The organism is Acetobacter syzygii (assembly GCF_000964225.1).
Classification (GTDB): Bacteria; Pseudomonadota; Alphaproteobacteria; order Acetobacterales; family Acetobacteraceae; genus Acetobacter; species Acetobacter syzygii.
In genome coordinates, this window is sequence record NZ_BAMZ01000009.1 from 24,788 (window position 1) to 40,923 (window position 16,136).

Sequence of the window (16,136 nt, forward strand, 5' to 3'; positions counted from 1 at the left end):
ATACGGTGAAGTGCCCTTGATATCCCTTGCCAGAAGCAGACAGCCCCCGGCCTCTTTCTGTCTCAAGAGCTAGACCGGCCATGGGGCTGGAACAAGGGCACCGCCTGTCACGCTCTAGCGAGGCTGTGGGCTGCCTGTGCTGCCTGTGCACCATGCTCAAGCCAGCTTTCACTGCCCATTTCCGCCAGACGGGAGGCTGTGCGGGCAAATGCGTCCGAGCCTTCTCCCTCGGTAAACAGTTTGTCAGGTGCTGCTGCAGCCGAGGCAAACAGCAGATTCCCGTTGTCATACAAGGCATCTATGAGGGTGATGAAGCGCCGGGCGAGGTTGGCCTCGTCCTGCCCCATGCAGGGAATGTTATCGATCACAACAACGGGAAAGCGCTTGGCCAGCGCCAGATAATCGTTCGGCCCCAACGGCTTTCCACACAAAGAGTTGAAATCGAACCGGCACACCCGCCCCGCAGCCTGCTCCACAACAAAGCTGCGACCAACAAACTCCAAAGTCACCGACTCATTTTTTGCAGTTCCGGCCTGATGGGCAAAAATACGGTCTAGCGTTGCATGGGCCTGTGCATCGGCCGGAACAAGCCATGTCTGGCGGTCCTGCTCGCGCCCACGGCGGTAATCCCTTGGCGAATCCAGCTCAATCGTATCCAGCTCACGCCGGATAATGGCTATGAACGGTTTAAAGGCATCTGCCCCCGGTCTGTTCTGGAACAGTTGCGAGGGTTCAGTATTGGATGTGGCGACAATAACCACACCATCCGCAAACAGCGCCTCAAACAGACGCCCCAGAATCATGGCATCTGCAATGTCGTTCACCTGAAACTCGTCAAAGCACAAAAGCTGCACGCGGGCGGCTATGGCTTTGGCCAGTGGTGGAATAGGGTCCGCCATACCGGGGTTGGCAGCCTTGAGGTCATGCAGCTTCTGATGCACGTCCTGCATGAAGCGCAGAAAATGAATGCGCTCCTTGTGCCGGACAGGCGCGCAGCCAAAAAACAGATCCATGACCATGGTTTTGCCACGCCCCACACGCCCTACAATATAAAGGCCCCGTGGACGGTCCTGCGTAGTCTGGTCAGGCTGGTTCATCAGCTTTTTGGCAAGACCCGCCAAAAAACCGCGCCCCTTGCTGGCGGGGGTGGCCGCCTGCACCCTGCGTTCGGGCATGGCGGCCAGTTCGCGCCACAACTGGTCCAGACGTTCGACCACACGGGCCTGATCCGGATCGCTCTTGATGTCCCCGGTAGCAATGCGCTGCCGGTAAACTGCCAGAGGCCCCTGTCTGGTCGCAGCTGAGGCCCCGCTCATGTTCATATCTGTCATAATTCTGCCCGATAACGGCTTGAAGGCTCTTTCTGCAAGCACCATCACCTCTCCTAACCGTGTCGTGACAAGGCTGGAGCACTCTGGTGCTGTTCATGGGTCCATCATACCCATATCGGAGTCCACGTCATGACCGACTGGAACGCTTATCGCGCCAATATGCAAAAAAATGTCAAAACACTGGTGCAGTTGACCCCCAATACACTCAAGGGGTTGCAAACACTGGAAACTCCACTACCCGAGATGCGGCATCTGGATGCCAAAACGCGCGAACTGATTGCTCTGGCAGTGGCGGTAACCACACGGTGTGATGGCTGCATTGCCGTGCATTCCGCAGAGGCCCGCAAGGTTGGCGCAACCAAAGACGAAATTGCCGAAGCACTGGGCGTAGCCGTAGCCCTGAATGCCGGAGCTGCCTTTGTTTACTCCAGCCGGGTTATGGAAGCGTTTGAAAGCACGGAAAACTAAGCGCCTTATTCCGCCTGCGCCAAAGGCAGGGTGGGGGTGCCATGCCCACCGGGTTTGAGCACCCACAAACGCTCCCCCCGCGTCTGCCTGTCCGTTACAACCTGCACGCCTGAAGCCAGAAAAACCATTTGCGCACCCCCGCGCCAGGCAGAAAAACGATCAAGCCGAACAGACACATCCGGGCAGGACTGCCTGATGGGTGCCACACTGACCACCAGAGACGCCTGTGCACACAGCGCCTGCGGCAAAAGCGCCAGACCATCCGAGGGGTCGTGTACACGCAGGACCACCTCCTGTGCGCCACGAAGCATGGTGCAGGTTCCGGCAACTTCATCTTCCCCACAGATCAGGCTGCCATCGGCCGTTTCCACCCCTTGGGGGCCACCAGACCAGAATGTGGTCACGGGTAACGCCAGAGCCTGCGCCCATGCGGCTTTTACGGTATATTCATCCCGTGCATGGCCCATAACCAGCAGGCTGCCCCGATCACGCACACCAATTAACTGACCATCCGGGCTGATCAGAATATCCGGCTGCCGCACCAGCCAAGGCGTTGCCATACCAACAAACACCAACACAGCGCCCCACCAACGCCAGCTATGTTGCCACAAACACAGCCAGCACAGCCCCAGCAGAACTGCAAAAAGCCCCCATCCGGGCATGGCAGGCACGGCAATACGGGCTGCGGGCCACCCCGCCACACCATGCGCCAGCCACAGCACAAACCGCACCCCCACATCCATCAAATGTAAAAAGGGGGCGTCGGCGTGGACGGGCATGGCCAGTAGCGCAAGCAACCCAAAAGGCATGATCCACACAGCCATAAGCGGGACTGCCAGCAGATTGGCCAAAACAAAAAACGGCTGCACAACACCAAAATGCGCCATAACCACAGGCAGGGTCGCTGTGCCTGCCAGAATACTGGTCAAAACCAGCATGGCGGCATGTCGTGCACATGTTTGCCCAAACCCTGCCAGCCTCCCCACCCAGCCAAGCAACCGTGGATGTATGACCTCATACCCCGCAACAAGCGCCATAACTGCGGCCATGGACATTTGAAAAGCAACGTCCAGCACAACCTGCGGCGCCACCAGCAGCATAATGGTCGCAGCCAGCGCAACACCCCGCATGGATACGGCCCGACGCCCGACCACAAGCCCCAGAACCACCACGCTGGACATAAGCCAACTGCGCTCGGCAGGCAGGTGCACTCCGGTCAGCAGCACATAAGCGCCACCAATCCCCCATGCGACCAAAGCCGCAATGGCTTTGCATGGCCACCTCAGAGCAGCCCATTCCCATGCAGCCAGCCCCATGCGGCAGACCAGCATGGCCGCCCCCATAACAATGCCCAGATGTAGCCCCGCTACCGCCAGCAGGTGCGCAAGCCCGGACGCGGCAAAATCCTCCCGTACCGTCCGCGGCACCTCCTCCGCCTTACCATCCAGCAAAGTCGCCACGACCGTACCGGATGCACCGGGCAGAACCTGCCGGATACGCGCGCCCACGTGCTGGCGTAATCTGGCAATAATGTGCGTGGCAAACCCTTGGGGCGGGTATGGAATCGCAGGTTCCACCTGCACTGGCCCCAGCGCATTGCCACGGCCTGCACGCCCGGCAAACCATGCCTCAAACTGCATGTCCCGTCCGCCGGGGAATGCGGGGAAAGAAGGAGACTGCAAAAGAACGCGTACGCGCAGGTGCGCACCTATACCCAGTTCTGCCGAGTCCTGTGGGACCAGTCTTATGTTCAGACTGCGCCGAAGCGGCGGCATTCCCTCATTCACAAAATCATGCAGGACTCCCTGCCCCAGCGTTACATACCGCACTGGTGGGCCGCCCCGGTCGGAAGCCGCAAAATATGCAATATCCTGTATAATACCCGTCAGTTCCGTGCCGCGCCGGGGCAGTTCCGGCATAGGGGGCTGCCGGTGCGCGGCACTCCATGCCGCACCAAACCCCACCGCCAGCGCCATAGCAGCCCCACCCAGCACCCGCACACCAAGGCTGTGCGGCCTGTACAGGCAGACACCCAGCCCTGTGCAAGCCACAATGGCGGGCAGTAGCAACCCCAGTTCCCAACCCGGCTCAGACGGCCATAAAAAATAACTGAGTGCGCCCAATGCCAGCAGCACGGGGCACCACAGCACAAGCCGCCGGTATTCCCCTGCGAACAACACCATGACAGACATCGGGTTCAGCATATGGCTCCCTGCGCCCGCGCGTGATAAAGACTGGCCCCATGACGACCATCCGCACACGCTTCGCTCCGAGTCCGACAGGCCTGCTGCATATTGGCAACGCCCGCGCAGCCCTGTTCAACTTCCTCTTTGCCCGTCACCATGGCGGTCAATTCCTCCTGCGTATTGAAGATACCGACCGCGAACGCTCCACCCAACAGGCCGTAGATGTTATTTTTGCGGGTCTGGACTGGATGGGCATTACGCCGGATGAGGAACCTGTATTCCAGTCCACGCGGGAGGCACGCCACCGCGAAGTCGCACTGGAACTGCTTGAAAAAGGTCTGGCCTACAAGTGCTACTGCACGCCAGAAGAACTCAAGCAGATGCGTGAGGAGGCCATGAAAAGTGGCAAACCCCCGCGCTATAACGGCCTGTGGCGCGACCGCGACCCGGCTGATGCTCCAAAGGATGCCCCTTTTGCCATCCGCATTAAAGCCCCGCGGGAAGGCGATGCGGTTATTAATGATCTTGTGCAGGGCGAAGTGCGCGTTGCCAATGTTGAGCTGGATGACATGATCATCCTGCGTTCCGATGGCACCCCCACCTACCAACATGCCGTGGTGGTGGACGACCACGACATGGCCATTACCCACGTTATCCGTGGTGATGACCACCTGACCAACACCTTCCGCCAGGCCATGATCTACCGCGCCATGGGCTGGGACCTGCCGCGCTTTGGCCACCTGCCACTCATCCATGGCCCCGATGGCGCCAAACTTTCCAAACGCCATGGTGCGCAGTCCGTCGTGGAATTCCGCGACATGGGCTACCTGCCCGAAGCCCTGTGCAACTACCTGCTCCGTCTGGGCTGGGGGCATGGAGATGCGGAAATCCTCTCCCGCGAAGAACAGATCAAACTGTTCGACATTGACGGCGTGGGCCGCGCTCCCTCACGCATGGATTACGCCAAGCTCGACCACATTAACGCCGTATGGCTGCGACAGGCAGATGATGTCCGCCTGACGGACGATGTGATGGAACGCCTGAAAAAGGTTGAAGGCGTAACGGTGGATGAAACCACCCGTGCCCGCGTGCTGGCCCTTATGCCGGGCCTTAAGGAACGTGCGCGTACTCTGGTTGAACTGACCGAGAATGCGGCATTCCTTGGCCGCCATGTGCCCCTGCCCATGAACGCCAAAGCCGAGAAACTGCTAACCCCCGAAGGCCGCGCCCTGCTGGGTGAACTTGCACGGGACCTGGCTGTGGTTGAACCCTTCAGCCCGGAAAAGATAGACGCAGCCCTGCGTGCCTTTGCCGAGCGTGGTGGCCACAAGCTGGGGCAGGTTGCCCAGCCACTCCGTGCGGCGGTAACCGGCTCCAACTCCTCCCCCGGCATTGATGCCACCCTTCAGGCACTGGGCCGGGACGAAACACTGGCCCGCATAGGAGCTGTCCTGCATGGCTAGCTTTCCCGGCCGCCACACCCGGCATCTGCTCGGGCTGGAGGGCATGACGCCAGACCAGATCGAGCCGTTGCTGGATCTGGCCGAGAGCTATGCCCTGCTCAACCGCTCCCGCAAGGTCCCGCGCGACGTGCTGCGGGGGCGGACCCTGATCAACCTGTTTTTTGAAGATAGTACGCGCACGCGCACATCCTTCGAACTGGCAGGCAAGCGGCTGGGGGCGGATGTGATCAACATGTCCGTCGCCCAGTCCTCGGTGAACAAGGGGGAAACCCTGCTGGACACCGCAGCCACCCTGAATGCCATGCGCACGGACCTGCTGGTAGTACGCCACTCCCAGTCTGGCGCACCCGCCCTGCTGGCCCGCAAGGTGGAAGCATCCGTGGTGAATGCAGGGGATGGAATGCACGAACATCCCACACAGGCCCTGCTTGATGCCCTGACCATCCGCCGCCACCACGGCACGCTGGGTGGTTTAAAAGTTGCCATTTGTGGCGATGTGGCCCACTCCCGCGTGGCACGCTCCAACATCCATCTGCTCACCACAATGGGCAGTTCTATCCGTCTTGTTGGCCCACCCACGCTGGTGCCGGGCAACCTTGGCCAGCTTGGGGTGGATATTCACCACAGCATGGAGGACGGGCTGCGCGATGTGGACGTGGTGATGATGCTCCGCCTGCAACGCGAGCGCATGTCCTCCGGATTGATCCCCAGCGCACGGGAATACTTCCGCTTTTTTGGTCTGGACCGCAGACGGCTGGACCTTGCGCACAAAAACGCGCTGGTCATGCACCCCGGCCCCATGAACCGGGGGGTGGAAATTGACAGCTCCGTTGCCGATTCTGACCAGAGTGTCATTCAGGAACAGGTGGAAATGGGTGTTGCCGTGCGCATGGCCGTTCTGGACCGCCTTACACGCAGCAGGCAAACTCTATGACCACTGTCGTTTTTGAAAATGTCCGCCTGATTGACCCCGCATCCGGTATGGACCAGCCCGGTCGGCTGCTGGTGCAGGATGGCCGCATTGCAGGCACGGACAAACCCGGAGCCGAAGGCAGGCCCGAAGGGGCAACCCTTATAGACGGGCAAGGAGCAGTACTGTGCCCCGGCCTTGTTGATATGCGTGTGGAAATAGGGGAGCCGGGCTATGAGTACCGCGAGACCATAGCCTCTGCCACCCGTGCCGCGTCCGCCGGTGGCATTACCACCATTGCCGTGCTGCCCACCTGCAAACCCGCCATTGATAACCCAGCCCTTGTGAGAATGCTCCGCACCCGTGGGGAGGAAACCGGCGCAGTAACCATTCTGCCCTATGGTGCCTTAACCAAAGGCTGTGAAGGCAAGGAACTGGCAGAAATCGGGCTCCTGCACGAAGCGGGGGCCGTAGCCTTTACCGATGGCAACCGGGCCATTGACCCTTCGCGGCTTATGCGGCTTGCACTGGCATATGCCAGCGGGTTCAAGGCCATGGTCGTCCAGCACCCAGAGGATCCCTCCCTTGCTGGTTCGGGTTGCGCCACATCCGGCGCACTGGCCACACGCCTTGGGCTGGCGGGCATTCCCACCGCGGCCGAATCGATCATGATTGCGCGGGACATCCGTCTGGCGGAACTGACCGGTGGGCGTTTGCACTTTGCACACGTCTCCACGGGTGAAGGACTGGAGCTGATCCGGCAGGCCAAGGCACGAGGGTTGAATGTCACATGCGATACCGCCCCGCCTTACTTTGACCTGAATGAAAACGCGATTGGTGATTTCAGAACCTACGCCAAATTCTCTCCCCCCCTGCGGAGCGAGGAAGACCGGCTGGCAGTCTGTGCTGGTCTGGCTGATGGCACGATTGATGCCATTGCCTCCGACCACCACCCGCGCGATGCGGATGATAAACGCCTGCCATTTGCACAGGCCGCTACAGGTGGCACCGGCATGGTCACGCTTCTGGGTGTTACGCTCGCCCGTGTGCATGATGGCACATTAAGCCTGCCGCAGGCCCTTGGCCTGCTGACATACCGCCCAGCCGCACTACTGGGGGTAGAGGCCGGCACGCTGGACGTGGGGAGCATGGCGGACCTGTGCCTGTTTGCCCCCGAACAGAGCTGGCTTGTTACGGCAGGCAAACTGCCCGGACGTGCGCAGAATACTCCGTTTGACCATCGCCCACTGGAAGGCCGGGTACTGGGCACATGGAAAGCAGGCCACCGCGTATATGAGGCTGACGCAGCATGAGCGGGCAGCTTCCCTCCTACGTCCTGTGGCTTATGGCCGCCATGGCGTTCATGGGCTACGCGCTGGGGAGTGTGCCTTTTGGGCTGATCCTGACCAACCTTGGTGGCGCAGGTGACCTGCGCAGTATTGGCTCTGGCAATATTGGTGCCACCAACGTACTGCGCACAGGCCGCAAGGATCTGGCTGCCGCAACATTGGGGCTGGACGCAGCCAAGGGTTTTCTGGCGGTTCTGATCGCATGGGTCATGACCTCACCCGATTATTCCGACCACACGGCATCCCTTGCTGCTCTGGCGGCTGTGGTTGGGCACTGTTTCCCCATTTTTCTGGGTTTTCGCGGGGGGAAGGGGGTTGCCACCGGCTTGGGCGCGTTGCTTGCCCTTTCTCCCATTACCGGGTTGCTGGGGTGTGCGGTATGGCTGGCTGTTGCCAAGGCCACGCGCATTTCCTCCGCCGGGGCATTGGCGGCATTTGTGGCCATGCCTGTGGTTATTCTGGCGCTGTATGGTTTTTCTTTCCAGAACAGTCCCAAGCCCATGGCAACGCTGTTGATCAGCATTTTAGTCATTGCCCGCCACCACGAGAACATTAGCCGTATCCTCCGTGGTACCGAGTCCCGTATTGGCCAGAAGAAGGACTGATTGCCCCATGTGTTGGCCTAGGCCGCTCCAGACGTGAGTGACCTGCTGGCGGCTCTCCGGCTGGCCCGCACCGAACAGGTGGGGCCCCGCACATGGCAGCGTCTGGTCGCACAATATGGTACACCCGCAGCCGCACTGGATGCCCTGCCAGACCTGCCCATACGCGGGCGCACACGCCCCTCGATTCCCTCCTGCGCGACTATTGAGCGCGAGATTGAGGCGACCAGTGCACTTGGCGGGCAGTTCCTGACCCTGCTGGACCCGGACTATCCTCCCCTTTTGCGCCACATATCAGACGCACCACCGGTATTGAGCATTCTGGGCAACCCGGCATACCTCCACCAGCCGGGGATTGGCATTGTTGGTGCGCGCAATGCCTCTGCCCAAGGTTTGCGACTGGCCGAAAATCTGGCAACCGAATTGGCCGACTCCGGATTAACCGTTATTTCCGGCCTTGCCCGGGGCATAGACAGCGCCGCCCACAAAGGTGCGCTTTACAAGCGTGGACTAACCATTGCCGCCATTGCTGGCGGGCTGGACTGCCCCTACCCCACACAGAATGCCCCCCTACAGGCCCAGATTGCACAAATGGGTGTGGTCATAACCGAAGCGCCTTTGGGAACAGCCCCGCAAGGCCGCCATTTTCCGCGCCGGAACAGGCTTATTGCCGGGCTGGCCCTTGGCTGCGTGGTCGTAGAAGCAGCGCCCCATTCTGGCACATTAATTACCGCACGCATGGCAGCAGATTATGGGCGCGAGGTGTTTGCCGTACCCGGTTCCCCGCTGGACCCACGGTGCCGGGGCAGCAACGACCTGCTCCGTAAGGGGGCTATTCTAACCGAACGCGCGGCGGACATTCTGCCCCACATTGCATTTTCCACCCCCCAAACTCTTTTTACGGATCTGAAGCAGACAAAATCCACGCGTGACCTGTTTGCATCTCTCCCCCCTTCCGGCACAGCAGATAACACTCCGCGAAAAGGTGATAATGTTCAACAAAAACAGAGTGTTAACAAAAATCCGATTAGACCCGCTACACAGCCCGCCACTCCGGTAGACCCCGTCAAACAGGTCCTTGACCTTCTGTCCTTTACACCCATAGCTGTTGACGATCTTATAAGGCGCTGCCAGTTCTCGGCTTCTGTCGTTCTGGCCGCGCTCACCCAGCTTGAGCTCTCAGGTCAGGTGACCACCTATCAGGATGGTCGCGTTGGGCTAACTAACGGGCAGGCAGAAACGAGTAGGTAAGTGCTGCTTCCGGGCAGGTCGGAGAGAGTATGACTGACGTTGTTGTGGTCGAGAGCCCAGCCAAGGCTAAAACGATCAACAAATATCTGGGTGATGGCTACACGGTGCTGGCATCGTTTGGGCATGTGCGTGACCTTCCACCCAAAGACGGGTCTGTCCTGCCGGATGAAGGCTTTGCCATGAAGTGGCAGGCCGATGAACGCGGTACAAAGCAGGTTGCCGCCATTATTAAGGCGCTCAAAGGGGCAAAGCACCTGTACCTCGCCACTGACCCGGATCGGGAGGGGGAGGCTATTTCGTGGCATGTGCGGGCCATGCTGGAGGAGCGCAACGCGCTTAAAGGCGTGGACGTGCAGCGTGTTACGTTTAACGAAATTACCAAAACCGCCATCAAGCACGCCATGGCGCACCCGCGTGAGCTGGATTTTCCATTAATTGAGGCATATCTGGCCCGCCGCGCACTGGATTATCTGGTTGGCTTTACCCTCTCCCCCGTTCTGTGGCGCAAACTGCCCGGTTCACGCAGTGCCGGACGTGTGCAGTCTGTTGCCCTGCGCCTGATCTGTGAGCGTGAGGCGGAGATTGAGGTTTTTAAACCGCGGGAATACTGGAGTGTAACGGCATCGCTGCTTACACCGGGCAACGCACCCTTTACCGCTCGCCTTACGCACCTGGGCGGCAAAAAGCTTGACCAGTTTGATCTGGGTAACGCCGAACAGGCCGAAGCAGCCAAACGCGCGGTAGAAGCTGAAGAACTGAGTGTACGCTCCATTGAGCGGCGCAAGGTCCGGCGCAACCCACAGCCCCCTTTTACCACCTCCACCTTGCAGCAGGAGGCATCGCGCAAGCTGGGCATGAGCGCGCAGACCACCATGCGCACCGCCCAGCAACTCTATGAAGGCATGGAACTGGGTGGGGAAACAGTCGGGCTGATCACCTATATGCGAACTGATGGCGTGACCATGGCACAGGAGGCCATACACGCCATTCGCAACCATATTGGCAGCAAAATTGGTGCAGACTATGTGCCTGCCCAGCCACGCCACTACACATCCAAGGCCAAAAACGCACAGGAAGCGCACGAGGCCATTCGACCCACGGATATTTCCCGCACACCCGAATCCATGGCCCGCTACCTGAACAACGACCAGCGCCGCCTGTACGAACTGGTGTGGAAGCGTGCTGTGGCCAGCCAGATGGAATCCGCAACGCTGGATCAGGTTGCGGTGGATATTGCCGGACCATCCAACCAGACCGTGCTGCGTGCCAACGGGTCGATCATTACTTTTGACGGGTTTTTGAAACTCTACCGTGAAGGGCGGGATGACACCGAAAAAGCAGCGGATGATGATTCCCGTATGCTCCCCCCCATGCAGGAGAAAGACCCTCTCAAGCGTGAAGGGGTGGAAGCAGAGCAGCATTTTACACAACCGCCGCCCCGCTACTCCGAGGCATCGCTGGTCAAAAAAATGGAAGAGCTGGGCATTGGCCGCCCTTCCACCTATGCGTCCATCCTGACCGTTCTGCAGGACCGCAACTATGTGCAGCTTGAAAACAGACGCTTTGTGCCAGAAGCCCGTGGCCGGCTTGTAACGGCCTTCCTTGTTTCGTTTTTTGAACGATATGTGGACACGGGCTTTACTGCCAGTCTGGAAGAACTGCTGGACGATATTTCGGACGGACAGGCCCAGTGGAAGGAAGTACTGGCCTCCTTCTGGAATGATTTTTCCAAGGCAGTCGGTGACACCAAAGAACTCACCATTACCGATGTGCTTAATGCACTGGACAAGGATCTGGGGCCGTTCTTCTTCCCTCCCCGTACGGATGGGTCCGATCCACGGCATTGCACGGCATGTGGCACGGGTCGCCTTGGCCTTAAGCTTGGCCGTTATGGGGCGTTTATTGGCTGCTCCAATTACCCCGAATGCCAGTTTACCCGCAGGCTGACCGCAGAAAGCGCGGAAGATGGCGATGGTAGCGCCGCACTTAAGGACGGTATGCGCCTGCTTGGCCAACACCCACAGACGGGTGAGGATATTACCGTCCGCCAAGGGCCGTGGGGGCTGTATGTACAGCAGGGGGAACCTGACCCTGCGGATAAAAAAGCCAAGCCGCGCCGCGCATCCCTGCCCAAAGGCATGGATGGAGCGAACATTACGCTGGATCAGGCCGTTGGTCTGCTCTCCCTCCCCCGCCTTGTAGGACTCCACCCCGAAACGGGTGAACCAATAGAGGCCGGTCTGGGCCGGTTTGGGCCGTACGTTAAAATGGGTGCGGTCTATGGCTCGCTCGATAAGGATGACGATGTTCTGACCGTAGGGCTGAACCGCGCAGTCGATGCACTGGCCAAAAAGCTGGCTTCCATCCGCAATCTTGGGAACCACCCCAAGGATGGCGAACCTGTTATGGTGCGCAAAGGCCGCTTTGGCCCCTACGCCCAGCATGGACAGCTTGTAGCCACCCTGCCGCGCGGTACGGATATGGATGAGGTCACGCTGGACGAGGCTGTGGCCCTGCTGGCGGACAAGGGCAAACCGCTCAAAGCCAAGGCTGGCGCCAAAAAAACCGCGACCAAGAAAAAAGCCGCCACACCAAAAGCCGCGACCAGCAAAACGGGCGCCAAAACCACAGCCAAGACGGCAACAAAGAGCGCGACCAAAACAACAAAAACAAAAGCTGCGGCCAAAGCGGAAGATGAGGCGGAAGCACCCAAGCCAAAAACCCGCAAAGCCAGCACAACAACAACGCGTAAAAAAAAGGCTGAATAATCCATGCCCGGCAGGTCTGAAGCTGCTGCCCTACCATCCAGCGCAGCACTTCGGGCCTACCTGCTGGGAGGGGATACCCCTGTTGGGTTGACGGATATGCTACGGGCATTTGAACGCCCGATACGGGACAAAGCCCGCCTTAAAACCCTTTTACACGCCATGGCTCTGGATGGTTCTTTGCTGGACCTGCCCGCAGGCCGCCTGAAAACCTCCATTGGCCTGCCCGAAACTGCACGGGCACGCATAACCCATATTCGCACGGATGGAACACCCTGCGGTGTTCTGGCGGACAATCCGGCTGCGACTCCCGTTACAATCCAGACATTAGCGCCCGACCTGCCGTACCCTTTACCCGGCGACGTATTTCTGGTGCGCTTGCGCCCTGCCAATGGTCACTACCGCAGGGAAGCCCGTGCAGAGTGCCTTCTGGCACGCACCAACATCCCCCTTGCCTTTGCACGAGCACTAGGGGCAGACGGTGCGCCACTGGAGCGGTTATGGACCTGCAACCCACACATTACCGGCACATTTGCACTTGCAGAGCCTGAACTCTTCCCCCTGCCAGCACCGGGAGACGTGGTTTTAGGCAGCTTGCAGCCCATGCCCGATGGCACACTGGCTGTAACCAAACCAGTCCCTTATGGTCACGCAAAGCAGGCTGGCATGGCCTGTAGACTAAGCCTGCTGACGTATGGTGTTTCAACCCGTTTTTCCAGCACGGCTGAGCAGGAAGGAGAGTATGCGGCGGCACTGGTTGCAAAACTGCATAACCAGCCTGCACCCGCAAACCGGCGCGACCTGCGCTCCCTCCCCCTGATCACACTGGATGATGAAACCGCACAGGATTTTGACGATGCCATATGGGCAGAAACCACGGAGGACGGCTTTCACCTTCTGATCGCCATTGCGGATGTAGGGCATTACGTACCCCATGGATCGGCACTGGATATGGAGGCCCGGCAACGTGGCACCTCCGTTTACTTACCAGACCAGTCGGTGCCCATGCTCCCACCCAGCCTGTCCGCCAATGCCTGTTCGCTCCTGCCCGGGCTGGACCGGCTATGCCTATTTGCCGATATGCACATTACGCACGGTGGCATCGTACGGCACGGTACAATTGGGCAGGGCATCATGCGCAGTGCAGCCCGCCTGACCTACCGCGATGTGCAGGATGCGCTGGATGGCAAAGCCATGCCGCCCGAACACCCCATTCATACTTTACCGTCTGCATTGCTTGGTACGCTCAAGGCGGCAGGCGACGCTTTAGATCTGGCTGCAACCCAACGCGGTGCCCTGCGTTTGGATGAAGATGCCTTGGTTATTACCTTCCACCCAGATGGGCAGCCTGCTGCTTTTCAGCCACGCGAACGCCTTGCGACCCACGATCTGGTGGCCAGCTTCATGATCGCGGCAAACACGCTTGCAGCCGAAATAGCCCATAAAAACCAGCTTCCGGTTCTCTTCAGGGTGCATCCCGCGCCCACGGTCAAACGGCCACGCCCGGCAGCGCGTTACAGCACCCTTGCCGAACGCCATAACGGTCTTGGTCTGCCTTTATATACCCATTTTACCAGCCCCATCCGGCGCTATGCCGATCTGGTTGCCCACAGAGCCCTGACCATGTGGTGCCAAGGCACCACAACTGTGGCTTACGCGCCACCTGCCATGCAGGATAATGCATTGGTATCGCACCTTAATTTTACCGAAAAACGAGCCGCACAATGCGTGCAGGATAGCCAAAATCGGCTGGCGGCAGCCTTTCTGGCCCCTTGCGTAGGGCAAAACGTGAACATCCATGCCACCACAACAACACGGCAAGGCCTTTGCGTGCGATTGACGAAAACGGGAACTCCGTCTTTGCTGCCATGGTCTGCTGTTCCGGATTACGCAAGGATGAATGACGACTCGCTGTACGGCAAATCTGCCGCCCGCCACACGCCCCCTAGCCAGAGTGGGGCGCTGCTTAAGGCAGTTCTGCTGGCAACCTGCCCGGCGCGTGGTGTGTCCGTACTGGCGTCCCCTCACTATGCGTGCTGATCTTCCATTCCGTTATTATGTGCGTGCCATTGTGCAACACCAGTTGCACCTGCCCGGTGTTGTGCTGGCCATTTTATTGCTGTGCCAGCCAGCCACCCTTCATGCCCAGAACACGGGAGGAGCGGGGGGACCCACGCCTCCTCCGGCCACACCGCAACCCGCAGCCCCCAGTACCCCGGCAGCAGTGGAGGCAGTACACCCCGCCACGCCCCCAACACCTGCCACAGCAGAGGCCCCAGCACCTCCGGCAGTTGTGCCACAGCAGGAAACGCCACCATCTCCCCCGCTTCCAACGGTGGATATGCCACTGGTTCATTCGGTCATTGCAACCGCACTGGAATTTTTGGGACCACGCACGCTGGAGGCACACAGCAGCCGGGACTTTACCCTCTGGGGGTTAGGATGCCTGACGGCTCTGGACCCCACGCTTACGTTCGATTCCCGTGGCACCAATATTCAACTGCTGGCCGGGCCTATGCCCCTGCTCTCTCGCGTGGCCCCACCTGCGGACAATGTTGATGACTGGGCCAAACTGGCCACCGATTTTCTAGAAGCCGCCCGCGCCCACTCCACCGCCGTACGTTCGGCAGAGCGGGATGATCTGTTGCAGGCTTTTTTTGATGAACTGTTCAATCATCTTGACCCATATTCACGCTATATCGGCCCGTCTTCTGCCAGCACCGACCGCGAAGCAAGAACAGGGGGCGAGGCCGATGCAGGCATTACGCTGGCCCAGAGCGGACGGCATATTGTGGTTTCCGCCATTAACGCCAACGGACCAGCGTGGACCTCAGAAATTGATACGGGCGACCGCATCATTGCCGTGAACAACCAGTTAACAGCGGGGCAGTCCGTTCCAGCCGTTACGGAATGGCTGCGTGGGCCGGAGGATAGTCCTCTTGTGCTGCGCCTGCTCTCCCCCGGGCGGCGGCGTGCGCACACAGTTACACTCCGACGCGCCAAAGTGCCGCCAGAAACCGTGTTTGCTTTTGCCAGTGGCCCCATTGTGGTGCTGCGCGTAACCGCTTTTTCCTCCGATACTGCCGAGGAAATGAGCCAGTATCTGGATCAGGCCACGCAGGACAGAAACCTGCGGGGGCTGATTATAGACCTGCGTGGCAACCGTGGCGGCGTGCTGCAACAGGCGGTAACTGCCGCTGCCCTGCTGCTGGACCATGGTGTCGCAGCCGTAACCAGTGGGCGGGACCCTCAGTCCAACCATATATGGGCAGTACAGGGGGGAGACATGACCAACCATCTGCCCATTACTGTTCTGGTGGATGGCCGTACTGCCAGCGCGGCCGAAATTCTGGCCGCAGCTCTGGCAGACCACCGGCGCGCCGTTGTGATTGGCAGCGCAACACTGGGCAAGGGGCTGGTCCAGACTGTGGCCCAACTCCCTGATGAGGGAGAGCTTTTTGTTACATGGAGCCGCGTTATTGCCCCGCTCCACTGGCCCCTGCAGGGACTGGGCGTTATGCCCCAGATCTGCACCAGTCTGGGCGAGGCGGATACAAACCGTGCCCTGCACACGCTGGCCAGCGGCAAGCTCGCCAATCAGGCGGCCATAACCGCCTCCCGCGCGGCGCGTTACCCGCTGAGTGTTTCCAACATTCTGGCTATTCGCAAGGCGTGTCCGGCTGCGCTTGGCAATGACCGGGACATTAGCGTAGCCCGGGACCTGATCAATCATCCCGCATGGTACAAAACTGCCATAGCAGCCATTCCTGATGATACTGCTCCATCCCCACAGGTTGTTGCCGCCCCATGA

Annotated in this window: 11 protein-coding genes; 9 read left to right on the plus strand and 2 right to left on the minus strand. The window is 59.7% G+C overall.

Going from position 1 to position 16,136, the window contains the following annotated elements:
• Positions 1-107 precede the first annotated feature (107 nt).
• Positions 108-1,376: a cell division protein ZapE gene (gene zapE / locus Absy_RS03955; protein ID WP_084596876.1), complete on the minus strand. Its 1,269-nt coding sequence runs from the start codon at positions 1,374-1,376 to the stop codon at positions 108-110.
• Positions 1,377-1,460: 84 nt separating this feature from the next.
• On the opposite strand from zapE, the gene Absy_RS03960 reads away from it, so the two are divergent.
• Entirely contained in the window at positions 1,461-1,799 is a 339-nt protein-coding gene (locus Absy_RS03960) for a carboxymuconolactone decarboxylase family protein (RefSeq protein WP_048853442.1), read from the plus strand.
• Between the two features lie 5 nt (positions 1,800-1,804).
• Here the strand turns inward: Absy_RS03960 and Absy_RS03965 are convergent, their stop codons facing one another.
• Entirely contained in the window at positions 1,805-4,003 is a 2,199-nt protein-coding gene (locus Absy_RS03965; protein ID WP_084596878.1) for a ComEC/Rec2 family competence protein, read from the minus strand.
• 38 nt (positions 4,004-4,041) lie between these two features.
• Here Absy_RS03965 and gltX point away from each other — a divergent pair, with 38 nt between their 5' ends.
• From gltX to Absy_RS04005, 8 genes are read left to right on the plus strand one after another with little or no spacing between them, the layout of a single operon-like run.
• The gene (gltX, locus tag Absy_RS03970; RefSeq protein ID WP_048853443.1) at positions 4,042-5,448 is read left to right on the plus strand and encodes a glutamate--tRNA ligase; all 1,407 of its coding nucleotides are present in this window, start codon (positions 4,042-4,044) and stop codon (positions 5,446-5,448) included.
• Positions 5,441-6,382, plus strand: a complete 942-nt coding sequence (locus tag Absy_RS03975; protein ID WP_048853444.1) for an aspartate carbamoyltransferase catalytic subunit — start codon at positions 5,441-5,443, stop codon at positions 6,380-6,382. Before gltX ends, Absy_RS03975 begins: the two co-directional genes overlap by 8 nt.
• Positions 6,379-7,671: a dihydroorotase gene (locus Absy_RS03980; protein ID WP_048853445.1), complete on the plus strand. Its 1,293-nt coding sequence runs from the start codon at positions 6,379-6,381 to the stop codon at positions 7,669-7,671. Before Absy_RS03975 ends, Absy_RS03980 begins: the two co-directional genes overlap by 4 nt.
• Positions 7,668-8,312: a glycerol-3-phosphate 1-O-acyltransferase PlsY gene (gene plsY / locus Absy_RS03985; RefSeq protein ID WP_048853446.1), complete on the plus strand. Its 645-nt coding sequence runs from the start codon at positions 7,668-7,670 to the stop codon at positions 8,310-8,312. Before Absy_RS03980 ends, plsY begins: the two co-directional genes overlap by 4 nt.
• 33 nt (positions 8,313-8,345) lie before the next feature.
• Entirely contained in the window at positions 8,346-9,560 is a 1,215-nt protein-coding gene (dprA, locus tag Absy_RS03990) for a DNA-processing protein DprA (protein WP_048853447.1), read from the plus strand.
• A 29-nt stretch (positions 9,561-9,589) separates the two neighbouring features.
• Positions 9,590-12,328 (plus strand): type I DNA topoisomerase, encoded by a 2,739-nt coding sequence (topA, locus tag Absy_RS03995; RefSeq protein WP_048853448.1) that lies wholly within the window; start codon positions 9,590-9,592, stop codon positions 12,326-12,328.
• A gap of 3 nt (positions 12,329-12,331) precedes the next feature.
• Positions 12,332-14,365, plus strand: a complete 2,034-nt coding sequence (locus Absy_RS04000) for an RNB domain-containing ribonuclease (RefSeq protein WP_048853449.1) — start codon at positions 12,332-12,334, stop codon at positions 14,363-14,365.
• Entirely contained in the window at positions 14,355-16,136 is a 1,782-nt protein-coding gene (locus tag Absy_RS04005) for a S41 family peptidase (RefSeq protein WP_048853450.1), read from the plus strand. The genes Absy_RS04000 and Absy_RS04005 overlap by 11 nt, the downstream gene beginning before the upstream one ends.